This window comes from Streptomyces sp. NPDC019531, assembly GCF_044903305.1.
Taxonomy (GTDB): domain Bacteria; phylum Actinomycetota; class Actinomycetes; order Streptomycetales; family Streptomycetaceae; genus Streptomyces.
Map to the genome: position 1 here is coordinate 1 of NZ_JBJDQL010000094.1, position 12275 is coordinate 12275.

The window sequence follows — 12275 nt, forward strand, 5'->3', positions numbered from 1 at the left end:
CCCGCACGCGCTACACAAACCCCCACCGGAGCCGCACAGGCCGCCGCAGGCATTCAGGGGCGCGGGGAACTGCGCAAAACGCCCGCCCCCACCCACCCCGCACAGGCCGCCGCAGGCATCACGCCGAGGCCGTCAACTCCACCTGCACCTCAACCTCAACCGGCGCATCCAGCGGCAACACAGCCACCCCCACCGCACTCCGCGCGTGCACACCCTTGTCGCCGAGCACCTCGCCCAACAGCTCACTCGCGCCGTTGATCACCCCCGGCTGCCCCGTGAAGTCCGAGGCCGACGCCACGAACCCCACGACCTTCACCACGCGCGCAATGCGGTCCAGGTCACCGACAACCGACTTCACCGCCGCCAGCGCGTTCAGCGCACACGTACGGGCCAGCGACTTCGCCTCCTCGGGCGTGACCTCCGCCCCCACCTTCCCGGTGACCGGAAGCTTCCCGTCGACCATGGGCAGCTGACCCGAGGTGTACACATACACCCCTGACCGCACGGCCGGCTGGTACGCGGCCAGCGGCGGCACCACCGCCGGCAGCGTCAGCCCCAGCTCCGCGAGCCGCGCCTCGACGGAGCCGCTCACGCCTTCTCCCGCTTGAGGTAGGCCACCAGCTGCTCGGGGTTGTTCGGCCCGGGCACGACCTGCACGAGCTCCCACCCGTCCTCGCCCCAGGTGTCCAGGATCTGCTTCGTGGCGTGGACGAGCAGAGGCACGGTTGCATATTCCCACTTGGTCATGCGGCCGACTCTAGCCGCTGCTCACCCCAGGCTCTCAGCCGCTGCTCAACCACGCCCCCGCCCCCGCTTCACCCACAGCCCGTGCCCGCGTTATCCACAGCCTCCTGCTTAGGTTCGCCGCCGACTGGTTACGCTCGAATACGTGAGCAGGCTCCAGGTCGTCAGCGGCAAGGGCGGGACCGGAAAGACCACGGTCGCCGCAGCCCTCGCGCTGGCTCTCGCCACCGAGGGGAAGCGGACGCTTCTCGTCGAGGTAGAGGGCCGCCAGGGAATCGCGCAGCTCTTCGAAACGGAGGCGCTGCCCTACGAGGAGCGGAAGATCGCCGTCGCTCCGGGGGGCGGGGAGGTGTACGCACTGGCCATCGACCCCGAACTGGCCCTTCTGGACTACCTCCAGATGTTCTACAAGCTGGGTGGCGCCGGCCGGGCCCTGAAGAAACTCGGCGCGATCGACTTCGCGACCACCATCGCGCCCGGACTCAGAGACGTCCTGCTGACGGGCAAGGCGTGCGAGGCGGTCCGCCGCAAGGCCAGGTCCGGCCGCTTCGTCTACGACTACGTCGTCATGGACGCGCCCCCCACGGGCCGTATCACCCGCTTCCTGAACGTCAACGACGAGGTCGCCGGGCTCGCCAAGATCGGCCCGATACACAATCAGGCGCAGGCCGTGATGCGGGTGCTGAAGTCCGAGGAGACCGCCGTCCACCTGGTGACGCTCCTGGAGGAGATGCCCGTCCAGGAGACCGCGGACGGCATCGCCGAGCTCAGGGCCGCCCGCCTGCCGGTGGGCCGGATCGTCGTGAACATGGTGCGCCCGGAGGTGTTGGACCCGGCCGACCTGGAACTCGTACGCGGCACCCGGCGTTCAGCCGTGGCGAAGGCGCTGTCCTCGGCCGGGCTCGGCGGCGCCCGCCGTGGGGGCAACGCCGAGAAACTGGTCGACCCGCTGGTCCGGCAGGCCGAGGAGTACGCCGAGCGGTACGAGCTGGAACACGAACAGCGCTCGGCTCTGGGCGAGTTGGGTCTGCAGCTGCACGAACTGCCCTTGCTGACCGAGGGCATGGACCTGGCGGGTCTGTACGAACTGGCCACCGAGCTGCGGAAGCAGGGGATCTCATGAGTCCGGACGCCAACCCGCACGACCGGCATCACCGTCTCTCCCCCGCCCTCACGCTCGACCTCGACCCACTGATCGACGACCCGAAGACCCGCATCGTGGTGTGCTGCGGCTCGGGCGGGGTCGGCAAGACCACCACGGCGGCGGCCCTGGGCCTGCGTGCCGCCGAGCGGGGCCGCAAGGTGGTCGTGCTCACCATCGACCCGGCGCGTCGCCTGGCCCAGTCCATGGGCATCGACTCCCTCGACAACACCCCGCGCCGTGTGAAGGACGTCGACGGGGAGGGCGAACTCCACGCGATGATGCTCGACATGAAGCGCACCTTCGACGAGATCGTCGAGGCGCACGCGGACGCCGAGCGGGCTGCCGCGATCCTGGGCAACCCCTTCTACCAGTCGCTCTCGGCGGGCTTCGCGGGCACGCAGGAGTACATGGCGATGGAGAAGCTCGGGCAACTGCGGGCCCGGGACGAGTGGGACCTGATCGTCGTCGACACACCGCCGTCCCGCTCGGCGCTCGACTTCCTGGACGCCCCGAAGCGCCTCGGGTCCTTCCTGGACGGACGGCTGATCCGGCTGCTGACCGCCCCCGCCAAGCTCGGCGGCCGCGCCGGGATGAAGTTCCTGAACGTCGGGATGTCGATGATGACCGGCACCCTGGGCAAGCTGCTGGGGGGTCAACTCCTCAAGGACGTACAGACGTTCGTGGCCGCGATGGACACCACCTTCGGCGGGTTCCGCACGCGCGCGGACGCCACGTACAAGCTGCTCCAGGCGCCCGGGACGGCGTTCCTGGTGGTGGCGGCCCCTGAGCGGGACGCGCTGCGCGAGGCCGCGTACTTCGTGGAGCGGCTGGCCGCGGAGAACATGCCGCTGGCCGGTCTGGTGCTCAACCGGGTCCACGGCAGCGGCGCCGACCGGCTCTCGGCCGAGCGGGCGCTGGCCGCCGCGGAAAATCTTGAGGCCGTGGAAAATCTTGAAGAGCCCCGCATTGTCGATCAGGAGGACGGGAAAGCTGGACTTCGTAACTCTCCCGACACGTACGGCAGTTCAGAATCTCCCGAGTCGGACTCCCCCGTCCACCGGGAGCGCACCGTCGACCGACTCACCGCAGGCCTGCTGAGGCTGCACGCCGACCGTATGCAGTTGCTCTCCCGCGAGCAGCGCACGCGTGACCGCTTCACCGCGCTCCACCCCGAGGTGGCCGTGGCCGAAGTGGCCGCGCTGCCCGGCGATGTGCACGACCTCGCGGGGCTGCGCGACATCGGGAACCGACTCGCAGCCGGCCGGCCGGAGCTGCCCGAGGCTGCCGTGGACTGAGCCGAGGAGCGTCCCCCAGCACAACCGAGGGAGTGCCCAACTCAACCGAGGAAATGCCCCCTCAGCTCACCGCCGCGTAGTTCTCGTAGATCTCGTCGTCTTCGAGGGGCAGGATGCCGACCCCCCGCTCGTACTCGACGCGCGCCGTCTCCAGCAGCCTGCGCCACGACGTGACCGTCGGCCGCCGGCGCAGCAGGGCTCGACGCTCGCGCTCTGTCATGCCTCCCCACACGCCGAACTCGACGCGGTTGTCCAGCGCGTCGGCGAGGCACTCCGTGCGTACCGGACATCCGGTGCACACTGCCTTCGCCCTGTTCTGCGCTGCTCCTTGAACGAACAGTTCATCCGGATCGGTAGTGCGGCAGGCCGCCTGCGCACTCCAGTCGGTTACCCAGCCCATACCGGCGCCGTCCTCTCCCGAATCGAGGCTCCCCCACGGCGGCAGCGGCATATTCACCGCCGCCAGTTGAGGACGTTACGGAAGGCAGGCACAGCGCAACACCCCCTTCGGGCCCAATCTTGAATGGCCCGAACGGACTATGCGTAAGCGGCAGATCACCCGGGGGAGTGAGCCCGCGACATACATGACTATCCCGGCAAACCAGGACACTTGTCTTGCGTCACAACGGGCACCTGATGACACACGAGGCGGATTCGGACACGACCCAACCAAAAAAGTTAGGGAACGACCGGAACGATTCGGGGTCGCCGGACGTATTGATACGTGGCCCTACTGCTGTGACAGTTGAGAGCAGCTTAGGCCAAGGCCTGTGCGCGTGTCCGGCGAATGAGAAGGTAGGGCGCTCCTGTCGTCATGCCCGCTCCGATGTCGTCATGCCCCGCTCCGGCGCCGTCGTGCCCGTTTCCGTCGCCATGCCGTGACACAGGCTCCCTCTGAACGCTCATGAGTACGGATTAGGCTGCCCCCTATGTCGAAGAAGCGCTCGGGCGGCGGTCTGTCGCCCACGCAGCAGGCCGCCAAGTTCCTCGGTGTCAGTGTTCTCGCGGGAGCGGTGATGGCCGGCATCGCGCTGCCCGCGGCCGGTGCGCTGGGGCTCGCGGCCAAGGGGTCGGTGGAGAGTTTCGACGAGCTCCCGGCCAATATGAAGACACCGCCGCTGAGCCAGCGCACCACGATCCTCGACAGCAAGGGCGGCACCATCGCCACGGTGTACTCGCGCGACCGCACCGTGGTCGACCTCAAGAACATCTCGCCGTACATGCAGAAGGCGATCGTCGCGATCGAGGACTCGCGCTTCTACCAGCACGGCGCGGTCGACCTGAAGGGCGTCCTGCGCGCGCTCAACAAGAACGCCCAGAGCGGCGGGGTCGCCCAGGGCGCGTCCACGCTCACGCAGCAGTACGTGAAGAACGTCTTCGTCGAGGAGGCCGGTGACGACCCGACGAAAGTCGCGCAGGCCACCCAGCAGACCCTCGGCCGCAAGATCGCAGAGCTGAAGTACGCGATCCAGGTCGAGGAGGAACTCGGCAAGAAGAAGATCCTCGAGAACTACCTGAACATCACCTTCTTCGGCCAGCAGGCCTACGGCGTCGAGGCGGCCTCCCAGCGCTACTTCTCCAAGCACGCCAAGGACCTCGACCTGGAACAGTCGGCGCTTCTCGCCGGCATCGTCCAGTCCCCCAGCCGCTACGACCCCGTCAATGACGAGACCGAGGCGACCAAGCGGCGCAACACCGTGCTCCAGCGCATGGCAGAGGTCGGTGACGTCTCCCAGGCGGAGGCCGACAAGGCCAAGGAGCAGCCGCTCGGCCTCAAGGTCAGCAAGCCCAAGAACGGCTGCATCACGGCGGTCAAGGGCGCCGGCTTCTTCTGCGACTACGTCCGTGAGGTCTTCCTGACCGACCCGGTCTTCGGCAAGACCCAGGAGGCCCGGGCCAAGGTCTGGAACCAGGGCGGTCTGACGATCCGGACCACGCTGGACCCGCAGGCCCAGAAGTCGGCGCAGAACTCCATCAAGGAGCACGTCTACCAGAAAGACGACGTGGCCACGGCCGCGACCATCGTCCAGCCCGGCACCGGCAAGATCCTGGCGATGGGCCAGTCACGGCCGTACGGCATCAACAACAAGAAGAACGAGACGACGCTCAACCTCTCGGTCAACCAGTCCATGGGCGGCGGCGCGGGCTACCAGCCCGGCTCGACGTTCAAGCCGATCGTGGCCGCGGCCGCCATCGAGGGCGGTACACCGGCGACGCAGATCTACCCCTCGCCGTACGAGATGGACTACCCGGCCCCCGTCCAGGAGTGCAACGGCGGGGTCTGGAACGAGAAGGGCGTCAAGGTCGCCAACGAGAACGAGTCCGAGGTGGGCCCGTACTCGATGAAGGAGGCGACCGCGAAGTCGGTCAACACCTACTACGTGCAGCTGATCAGCGACATCGGCATCTGCCCGGTGACGGAGATGGCCACGAAGATGGGCGTCGAGCGCGCCGACGGCAGCAAGATCCAGCAGGCCCCGTCGATCGCCCTGGGCACGCAGGAGATGTCCCCGCTGACGATGGCGAACGCGTACGCGACCTTCGCCTCGCGCGGTATGTACTGCACCCCGGTCGCCATCGAGTCGATCACCCAGCGGGTCGGCGAGCAGTCGAAGTCGCTCCAGATCCCGAAGTCGACCTGCTCGCGGGCGATGTCGGAGACCACCGCGGACACCATCAGCACGCTCCTCAAGGGCGTGGTCGAGGACGGTACGGGCACCCAGGCGGGCCTCAGCGGCCGTGCCAGCGCCGGTAAGACCGGTACGACGGACGAGCGCTACGCGGCCTGGTTCGTGGGCTACACGCCGAACATGGCCGGCGCGGTCTGGGTCGGCGACCCGGCGCACAAGCGCAAGATGTCGCAGATCAGCATCGGTGGCGTCTGGCACGACCAGGTGTTCGGCGGTGACACGCCCGGACCGATCTGGCGCGACATGATGAGCGGCGCCCTGGAGGGCAAGGACGCGCCGAACTTCAACCTCGTCAACATCCCTGACCCGCCGAAGAACGACGACAAGGGCGACGGCAACGACAACGGGAACAACGGCGGCAACGACAACGGTGGGAACGACGGCGGAGACGACGACACCACCTTCCCGACACCGACCTTCTCGATTCCGGAGAACTTCTTCCAGGGCACGAGCAACGGGAACGCCAACGGCGGCGGGCGCGGCTGACGCCTCCGGCACATGAGACGGCCCCTTCACCGCCGTAGGAACGCATTCCGTACGGCGGTGAAGGGGCCGTTTCGTGTCCGGTCGGCCGGTGTCGGTCAGCCGGCCAGGAGCTTCTTCACGACCGCGGCGACCCGGCCGCCCTCGGCGAGGCCGGCGACCTTGGGGCTCACGATCTTCATGACGGCGCCCATGGCCCGCGGCCCCTCGGCGCCGGCCGCCTTCGCCTCCTCGACGGCCTGGACGACGATGTCGTTCAGCTCCTCGTCGCTGAGCTGCTTGGGCAGGTACTCGGCGAGCACCACGCCCTCCGCCTTCTCCCGCTCGGCGGACTCGGCACGGCCACCCTGGGCGAAGGCGTCCGCGGCCTCGCGGCGCTTCTTCGCCTCCTTGGTGATCACCTTGAGGACCTCGGCGTCGGAGAGCTCGCGCTTCTCCTTGCCGGCGACCTCCTCATTGGTGATCGCGGCGAGCGTCATCCGGAGCGTCGAGGAGCGCAGCTCGTCACGCCCCTTGATCGCGGCGTTGAGGTCTTCCTGCAGCTTCGACTTGAGCGTGGTCATGGGTCCGATTGTCGCAGGTGTGGGGCGACGGGCGCCCGCCCATTTACCGTGCGGGCGGCGGCCGGTCAAGGATGCCGCCGCGATCTGACACGATGGAGGCATGCGCGCGCGATACGGAGTCCCCTTGGGAATCGCGGCGGTTGGCGCCGCCGGTCTGGTCTACTCCGCGGGTTTCGAAGCCCGCTCCTTCCGGCTGCGACGGGTGACGGTCCCCGTCCTCCCGGCCGGCATGCGCCCGCTGCGGGTGCTCCAGGTCTCCGACATCCACATGGTCGGCGGCCAGCGCAAGAAGCAGCGCTGGCTGCGCTCGCTGGCGGGCCTGCGCCCGGACTTCGTGATCAACACGGGCGACAACCTGTCGGACCCGGAGGGCGTGCCGGAGGTGCTGGACGCGCTGGGCCCGCTGATGGAGTTCCCGGGCGCGTACGTCTTCGGCTCCAACGACTACTACGGTCCCAAGTTCCGTAACCCCGCCCGCTACTTGTACGAGAAGGCCCAGGGCCGCCACGGCCTGAACGGCAACGCGCCCGCCGTGAGCGTCGTCCACAACCCGTGGGAGGACCTGCGGGACGGCTTCGACGGGGCGGGCTGGCAGAACCTCACCAACACGCGGGGCATGCTCAAGGTCGAGGGCGTGTCGGTGGAGCTGACGGGCCTGGACGACCCGCACATCAAGCGGGACCGGTACGCGGAGGTGGCGGGCGGTCCGTCGGGCGCGGCGGACTTCTCGATGGGCGTGGTCCACGCCCCGTACCTGCGCGTCCTGGACGCGTTCGCGGCCGACGCCTACCCCCTGATCCTGGCCGGCCACACCCACGGCGGCCAGATCTGCCTCCCTTTCTACGGCGCCTTCGTCACCAACTGCGACCTGGACACGGACCGCGTGAAGGGTCTGTCCCGGCACACGGCGGAGGGCAGGACGTCCTATCTGCACGTATCGGCGGGCTGCGGCGCGAACCGCTTTACGCCGGTGAGGTTCGCGTGTCCGCCGGAGGTGACGTTGCTGACGCTGGTGGGGCGGGGGTAGGGCGGGGCCGTCCGTTGGCCGCGCGGGGTGGCGGGGGGTCTCACGGGGTCTCACGGGGTGGGTTAACCCGCACGGCCCGCCCGTATCGCCCCTTTCGCCATCCCTGCCTAGCGTGAGGGCATGACCGCCCCGATACCCAGGGACATCCCGGACCTTCCCGCGGTCCCAGGCATGCCCGGCTTCCTGCCCTCCGCCGCCCCCGCCACAGCGGTGATGGCGCCCGTGCGCCATCCCGTGGCCGCCGCCTACCGCGTACTGGTGGCCCTGACAGCCGTGGCGGCCGTGACCGTCGAGATACTCCTGACCAGCCCGGTCCGCGCACTGAGCTACTTCGCGGTCCAGAACGCGATCTTTCTGACCGCGGTGCTCCTGCTGTCGGCCCGCAGGGCGTGGACCGCCCGCCACCCCCTCCCCTCGGCCCTGACAGGCGCGACCCTCCTCTACGCCACGATCACGGCCCTGGTGTACCACCTGCTCCTGACGAACACGTGGAGCCCGTTCACCCTGACTGGCGCGGCAGCGTCCCCCACGGGCTGGCACGCGGTGACCACGCACGTCCTCCACACGGTGATCCCCCTGGCGACCCTGCTGGACTGGCTGCTGCTGACACCCCCAGGCCGCATGCACCTACGCCAGGCAGCGACCTGGCTCCTGTACCCCCTGGCGTACTTGCTGTTCTCCTTCACCCGAGGCGCACTGATCCCTCCGGGCACGGGCGGCCGCTACCTCTACCCCTTCCTGGACGTGGACCTCCACGGCTACAAGAGCGTCCTCGGCAACACCTTCCTCCTCGGCCTCTCCTTCTCCGCCCTCGCGATCCTCCTGATCGCCCTCGACCACGCCCGCCCGAACCCCATCCGCCACAGCGCCAAAACCGGATTTCGTCTCCAGCCACCGGTGGGCTAAAGTAAACGACGTCGCCGCGACGAGCAGCGACGATCGGGGTGTAGCGCAGCTTGGCAGCGCGCTTCGTTCGGGACGAAGAGGTCGTGGGTTCAAATCCCGCCACCCCGACAGTTGAAACACCAGGTCAGGCCCGGTGCTGAGGGATCAGCGCCGGGCCTGACTCGTTGTGCGTGACTAAGTGCGTGACTACGACCTGCGAGAGGCCCTCACGCCTCGCCTTGCTTCCTGGATCGCAGTAGACCCGTGCGCTGCCTACCCAGAGTGGAGACGCCGTCAGCATCAAGTGCTCGTGAAGCAGCATCCACCAAGGCGATGTAGGCACCCCAGCTCGCACCCTCGACCTCCTGCAACTGCTCCAACTGTTCTTGAGTCGCTTCTTCACTTCTCAGGCTTCTCAGGAGCGACTTGGCAGCAACCCTGTGGCTGTGAAGTTCCGCATTGGCTTCAACGGCGGCGTCTCGAACTGCCGCTGGTCCTTCAACTTGGACGGCCACCAACAGCTCTTCCATTCCGTCGTCCAACAGAGTGCCTGCCTCGCTGCAGAGTCGGTCAGCTGACTCAAGATCGTCATGTCGTTCGTCTGCGTTGTCATCGTTCAGCGCCCGACGCAAGCCAATCTCGGCGTCAGCTAGGCACCAATAGATTTTGTGATAACGCTCTGCGTAGCCGACGTAGGCAGAGCGCCTTGGCTCCCTCAGCAGTCGCACATGTTCCGCTTGAAGCTGCAGGCGGGTGGTTGATCGGCCTACCCACCCCGCAACGAAGCCAGCAGTCGTTGTGCCAACGGCACCGACTACGGCACCCAAGAGTGCAGCTATCCCCGAATCCATCTTCAGATGATGTCGCCTTGAACAACCACGTCACTAGCAGATCGGAGAGCAAGATGCCCAGATCTTGGGCCTGCTCTCCGATCTGCTCGGCTACGGATTGGAGGGAGTGCCGAAAACGCTGTCCATAGCGGTCGCTCCGGTCTGGATCACGGGCCGGATCTGCTTCCGGTAGACCTCCTCGGTGACCGCCGTACCGGAGTGCCCGACGAGCCGGGAGATCTCCTCCAGCGGGACGCCCCGGTCGGAGAGCAGCGACACGAAGCTGTGCCGGAGCTCCCGCGGCGTCCACTCGGCAGCGTCGACCCCGTCGACATCCTTGAGCGCCTGGCGGAAGGCGCGGCGGACATTGGCGGCATCGAGCGGCTTGCCGACTGTCGAGGAGAAAACGAGCCCGTGCTCCTCCCATGCCTCATCGGCGGCGAGCCGGTCCCAACCCTGATCTTCGAATTGTTGCCAGAGGGCTTCGACGCAGCGCGCCGGCAGGGCGAGGGTGCGCCGGGACTACTGCACACCTTGGCCGCCCCTTCCAGGCCATGTACCGGCTAGTGTTGCCCAGTCGCGGGCGGATCAGGGTGGAGGCAGACACGTGCCAGGGCTGGATGAGCTGACACAGTTGCTGGGCACGCCGTCTGCGCATGCGTACGCCTCCACCGACTGGAGCGGAGTCGAACACTACGTCGGGTCCTCTCTGCCCAGTGACTTCAAACTGTTCCTGGACTCCTACGGCCCCGGAGTCATCGCCTCCGAACTCGTCGTCTTCCACCCACAAGGACGCACTCCGCTCCTGGAGCGCATGCACCGGATCCACGGCACCTGGACCGAAGCACGGTCTCAACGTCCCGCCGACTTTCTCTTCCCGTTCCACCCACAGCCCGGCGGTCTCATCTCGTGGGGCTATGACTACGGCGGTGACGAGCACTTCTTCCTTCCGTGCGGCCACGACCCCGGCAGTTGGAAGATCGTGACCATGGCCCATGAGGAAGGCTGCGAAGTCTTCGATGGACAGTTCTCCGACTTCGTCATCGTGTTCATGAACCGGCTGCAAGTCATGGACGAGGCCGGCGACATCAGGGCTGCGGTCCCCAGCTTCGAGCCGTACTGAGTGGGATGTTCGTTCGCGTCGTTGCTCCGGCGGCCACCAAGTGCCCTGGCGCGTACCCCAGGCGCACCAGATAAGGCGTGACTCACAGGGAAAGCCGTCGAGCGCAAATGACGGTGCCTGTCCGCGCCGTTCGTCCAGGTCAGCGTCCAGATCGCCACCAAATGATCGCAACTTCCCAAACTGATAGCCACTACCGCGCGCCCAATGCGCTCCCTCTCGGGCCAGCATGCGCCTTCACACGCGTCAGAACCTGCGACACGGTGCCCAGAACCACGGGTTCACCATCCAGCCGAAGGGGAGACGGCATGGCGAAGTGCGGCGCGCCGACGAAGACAGGCGGTCGGTGCCAGAGGAGCGTGGTGACGGGAACCGCACGATGTCCGGTCCACCAAGGGCCCTGGTCGTCGTACGGCGTGGCCCAGCGCAAGGAGAAGGAAGCCAAGGAGAAGAAGCGCAAGATACGCAAGAAGCGCTAGCCAGCGGCTCCGCACACGTGCGCACGGGCAGGGTTCGGCTCGGCCGCGGCGACCACTCAGCTCCACGCCTGAGCCGAGCCGTGATCGAACTCCTCAAATCGGGTGTCGCTGGTTCGAATCCTGCCGGGGCACTGGGCACCAGAGGGCAGGCCGTACCGATCTTGATGGGGAGCCTTAGTCCTCGCCCACTTGCAACAACACCACCGTGAACTGATCGCCATCCCCCGCAACGACACCATCGAAGGTGTGCCGGGTGACCGGGTTCCATGCCCGTGCTCGGGGCGAGAGGTCAGTGATGTTCGTGTACCAAGCGACCTCGTAGCCCAGCAGACGGACAACACGTTCCGCCGCTCTACGGGCATGGGTGCGGTCCCGGCGTTCTGAGCCCGGGAACACGAGGTCATCGGCCGCCAGGTAGGTCAGAAGCTCCACCGCGCGCTCAGCGTCGATCTGCACCAACGCGTCGTCGATCTCTACTGGTGTATCCGGGCCGACTGCCCCCTCCACGGCATAGTGCTTCCAAGCCTCTTCGGCCTCGGCAGCCAGTCGGCGGACCAGTTCCGGAACGGATCCACCGGCCTCCTCAACCACACGGCCGAAGACCCCCTCTTCTCGCGCCAAAGAGCCCGTCAGAGCCCGCAGTTCCGCAGCTACGTCCACCGTGCCATTCTCTACCGGACCAGCCCAGACCAGACCGTGGCTTTGCCGCATCGTGCGATCGGGCGGTGAGTGTCTAACTGCGTGACTACGCCGACGAACAGCGGCGGACGAGCGCGAACGTCTGCGGACCGTCAGCGCAGGTGAGAGGCACCCCAGCCCAAGGCACCCCCCACCCAAGTTGCTTCGGGACGAAGAGGTCGTGGGTTCAAATCCCGCCACCCCGACAGTTGAAACACCAGGTCAGGCCCGGTGCTGAGGGATCAGAGGCCGTTGTCTTTCCGGGTGTGATCGTTGAGTTTCTGCTGGTCAGGCATGGTTTCGGTGTCGTTGCGGGAGGGTTCGGGCGATCAGTTCG

At 67.3% G+C, this 12275-nt stretch carries 12 protein-coding genes, 1 tRNA gene and 1 pseudogene; 7 read left to right on the forward strand and 7 right to left on the reverse strand.

Annotated elements, in window-relative coordinates:
• Positions 1-118 precede the first annotated feature (118 nt).
• Together ACI2L1_RS44275 and ACI2L1_RS44280 are read right to left on the reverse strand one after the other, a co-directional pair.
• A complete protein-coding gene (locus tag ACI2L1_RS44275; RefSeq protein WP_404745164.1) occupies positions 119-592 on the reverse strand; it encodes a RidA family protein in 474 nt (157 codons plus the stop codon).
• Positions 589-747 carry a DUF4177 domain-containing protein gene (locus ACI2L1_RS44280; protein WP_003967454.1) on the reverse strand — a complete coding sequence of 53 codons (159 nt, stop codon included), beginning with the start codon at positions 745-747 and terminating at the stop codon, positions 589-591. Before ACI2L1_RS44280 ends, ACI2L1_RS44275 begins: the two co-directional genes overlap by 4 nt.
• A 142-nt stretch (positions 748-889) precedes the next feature.
• Here ACI2L1_RS44280 and ACI2L1_RS44285 point away from each other — a divergent pair, with 142 nt between their 5' ends.
• Together ACI2L1_RS44285 and ACI2L1_RS44290 are read left to right on the forward strand one after the other, a co-directional pair.
• A complete protein-coding gene (locus ACI2L1_RS44285; RefSeq protein WP_404745165.1) occupies positions 890-1867 on the forward strand; it encodes an ArsA family ATPase in 978 nt (325 codons plus the stop codon).
• Positions 1864-3183 carry an ArsA family ATPase gene (locus ACI2L1_RS44290; RefSeq protein ID WP_404745166.1) on the forward strand — a complete coding sequence of 440 codons (1320 nt, stop codon included), beginning with the start codon at positions 1864-1866 and terminating at the stop codon, positions 3181-3183. The genes ACI2L1_RS44285 and ACI2L1_RS44290 overlap by 4 nt, the downstream gene beginning before the upstream one ends.
• A 61-nt stretch (positions 3184-3244) precedes the next feature.
• Here ACI2L1_RS44290 and wblA read toward each other — a convergent pair whose 3' ends face one another.
• Positions 3245-3583, reverse strand: a complete 339-nt coding sequence (gene wblA, locus ACI2L1_RS44295; protein ID WP_203615084.1) for a transcriptional regulator WblA — start codon at positions 3581-3583, stop codon at positions 3245-3247.
• 529 nt (positions 3584-4112) lie between these two features.
• Between wblA and ACI2L1_RS44300 the strand changes: the two genes are divergently transcribed.
• Positions 4113-6359, forward strand: a complete 2247-nt coding sequence (locus tag ACI2L1_RS44300) for a transglycosylase domain-containing protein (RefSeq protein WP_404745167.1) — start codon at positions 4113-4115, stop codon at positions 6357-6359.
• Positions 6360-6454: 95 nt separating this feature from the next.
• Here ACI2L1_RS44300 and ACI2L1_RS44305 read toward each other — a convergent pair whose 3' ends face one another.
• Positions 6455-6919, reverse strand: a complete 465-nt coding sequence (locus tag ACI2L1_RS44305; protein WP_404745168.1) for a GatB/YqeY domain-containing protein — start codon at positions 6917-6919, stop codon at positions 6455-6457.
• A gap of 100 nt (positions 6920-7019) precedes the next feature.
• Here ACI2L1_RS44305 and ACI2L1_RS44310 point away from each other — a divergent pair, with 100 nt between their 5' ends.
• The 3 genes from ACI2L1_RS44310 to ACI2L1_RS44320 all read left to right on the forward strand — a co-directional run bounded on the left by ACI2L1_RS44310 (position 7020) and on the right by ACI2L1_RS44320 (position 8960).
• Positions 7020-7946, forward strand: coding sequence for a metallophosphoesterase (locus tag ACI2L1_RS44310; protein ID WP_404745169.1), 927 nt, complete (start codon positions 7020-7022; stop codon positions 7944-7946).
• Between the two features lie 120 nt (positions 7947-8066).
• Positions 8067-8852: a Pr6Pr family membrane protein gene (locus tag ACI2L1_RS44315; RefSeq protein ID WP_404745170.1), complete on the forward strand. Its 786-nt coding sequence runs from the start codon at positions 8067-8069 to the stop codon at positions 8850-8852.
• 34 nt (positions 8853-8886) lie between these two features.
• Positions 8887-8960 (forward strand) — tRNA-Pro (locus tag ACI2L1_RS44320).
• A 98-nt stretch (positions 8961-9058) separates the two neighbouring features.
• Here ACI2L1_RS44320 and ACI2L1_RS44325 read toward each other — a convergent pair.
• Together ACI2L1_RS44325 and ACI2L1_RS44330 are read right to left on the reverse strand one after the other, a co-directional pair.
• On the reverse strand, positions 9059-9361 hold the full coding sequence (locus ACI2L1_RS44325; protein ID WP_404745171.1) for a hypothetical protein: 303 nt from the start codon (positions 9359-9361) through the stop codon (positions 9059-9061).
• A 411-nt stretch (positions 9362-9772) separates the two neighbouring features.
• Positions 9773-10183 (reverse strand): annotated as a pseudogene (locus tag ACI2L1_RS44330) (tyrosine-type recombinase/integrase); the annotation flags it as partial.
• Between the two features lie 85 nt (positions 10184-10268).
• Between ACI2L1_RS44330 and ACI2L1_RS44335 the strand changes: the two are divergent.
• On the forward strand, positions 10269-10784 hold the full coding sequence (locus tag ACI2L1_RS44335) for a hypothetical protein (protein WP_404745172.1): 516 nt from the start codon (positions 10269-10271) through the stop codon (positions 10782-10784).
• Between the two features lie 650 nt (positions 10785-11434).
• On the opposite strand, the gene ACI2L1_RS44340 is transcribed toward ACI2L1_RS44335, so the two are convergent.
• Positions 11435-11920 carry a hypothetical protein gene (locus ACI2L1_RS44340; protein WP_404745173.1) on the reverse strand — a complete coding sequence of 162 codons (486 nt, stop codon included), beginning with the start codon at positions 11918-11920 and terminating at the stop codon, positions 11435-11437.
• Between the last annotated feature and the right edge of the window lie 355 nt (positions 11921-12275).

Excerpts from the sequence above, each read along its gene's own strand:
- ACI2L1_RS44280 (WP_003967454.1), bottom strand. The coding sequence starts at position 747 with ATGACCAAGTGGGAATATGCAACCGTGCCTCTGCTCGTCCACGCCACG.
- ACI2L1_RS44305 (WP_404745168.1), bottom strand. The coding sequence starts at position 6,919 with ATGACCACGCTCAAGTCGAAGCTGCAGGAAGACCTCAACGCCGCGATC.
- ACI2L1_RS44290 (WP_404745166.1), top strand. The coding sequence starts at position 1,864 with ATGAGTCCGGACGCCAACCCGCACGACCGGCATCACCGTCTCTCCCCC.
- ACI2L1_RS44325 (WP_404745171.1), bottom strand. The coding sequence starts at position 9,361 with ATGGAAGAGCTGTTGGTGGCCGTCCAAGTTGAAGGACCAGCGGCAGTT.
- wblA (WP_203615084.1), bottom strand. The coding sequence starts at position 3,583 with ATGGGCTGGGTAACCGACTGGAGTGCGCAGGCGGCCTGCCGCACTACC.
- ACI2L1_RS44300 (WP_404745167.1), top strand. The coding sequence starts at position 4,113 with ATGTCGAAGAAGCGCTCGGGCGGCGGTCTGTCGCCCACGCAGCAGGCC.
- ACI2L1_RS44315 (WP_404745170.1), top strand. The coding sequence starts at position 8,067 with ATGACCGCCCCGATACCCAGGGACATCCCGGACCTTCCCGCGGTCCCA.
- ACI2L1_RS44310 (WP_404745169.1), top strand. The coding sequence starts at position 7,020 with ATGCGCGCGCGATACGGAGTCCCCTTGGGAATCGCGGCGGTTGGCGCC.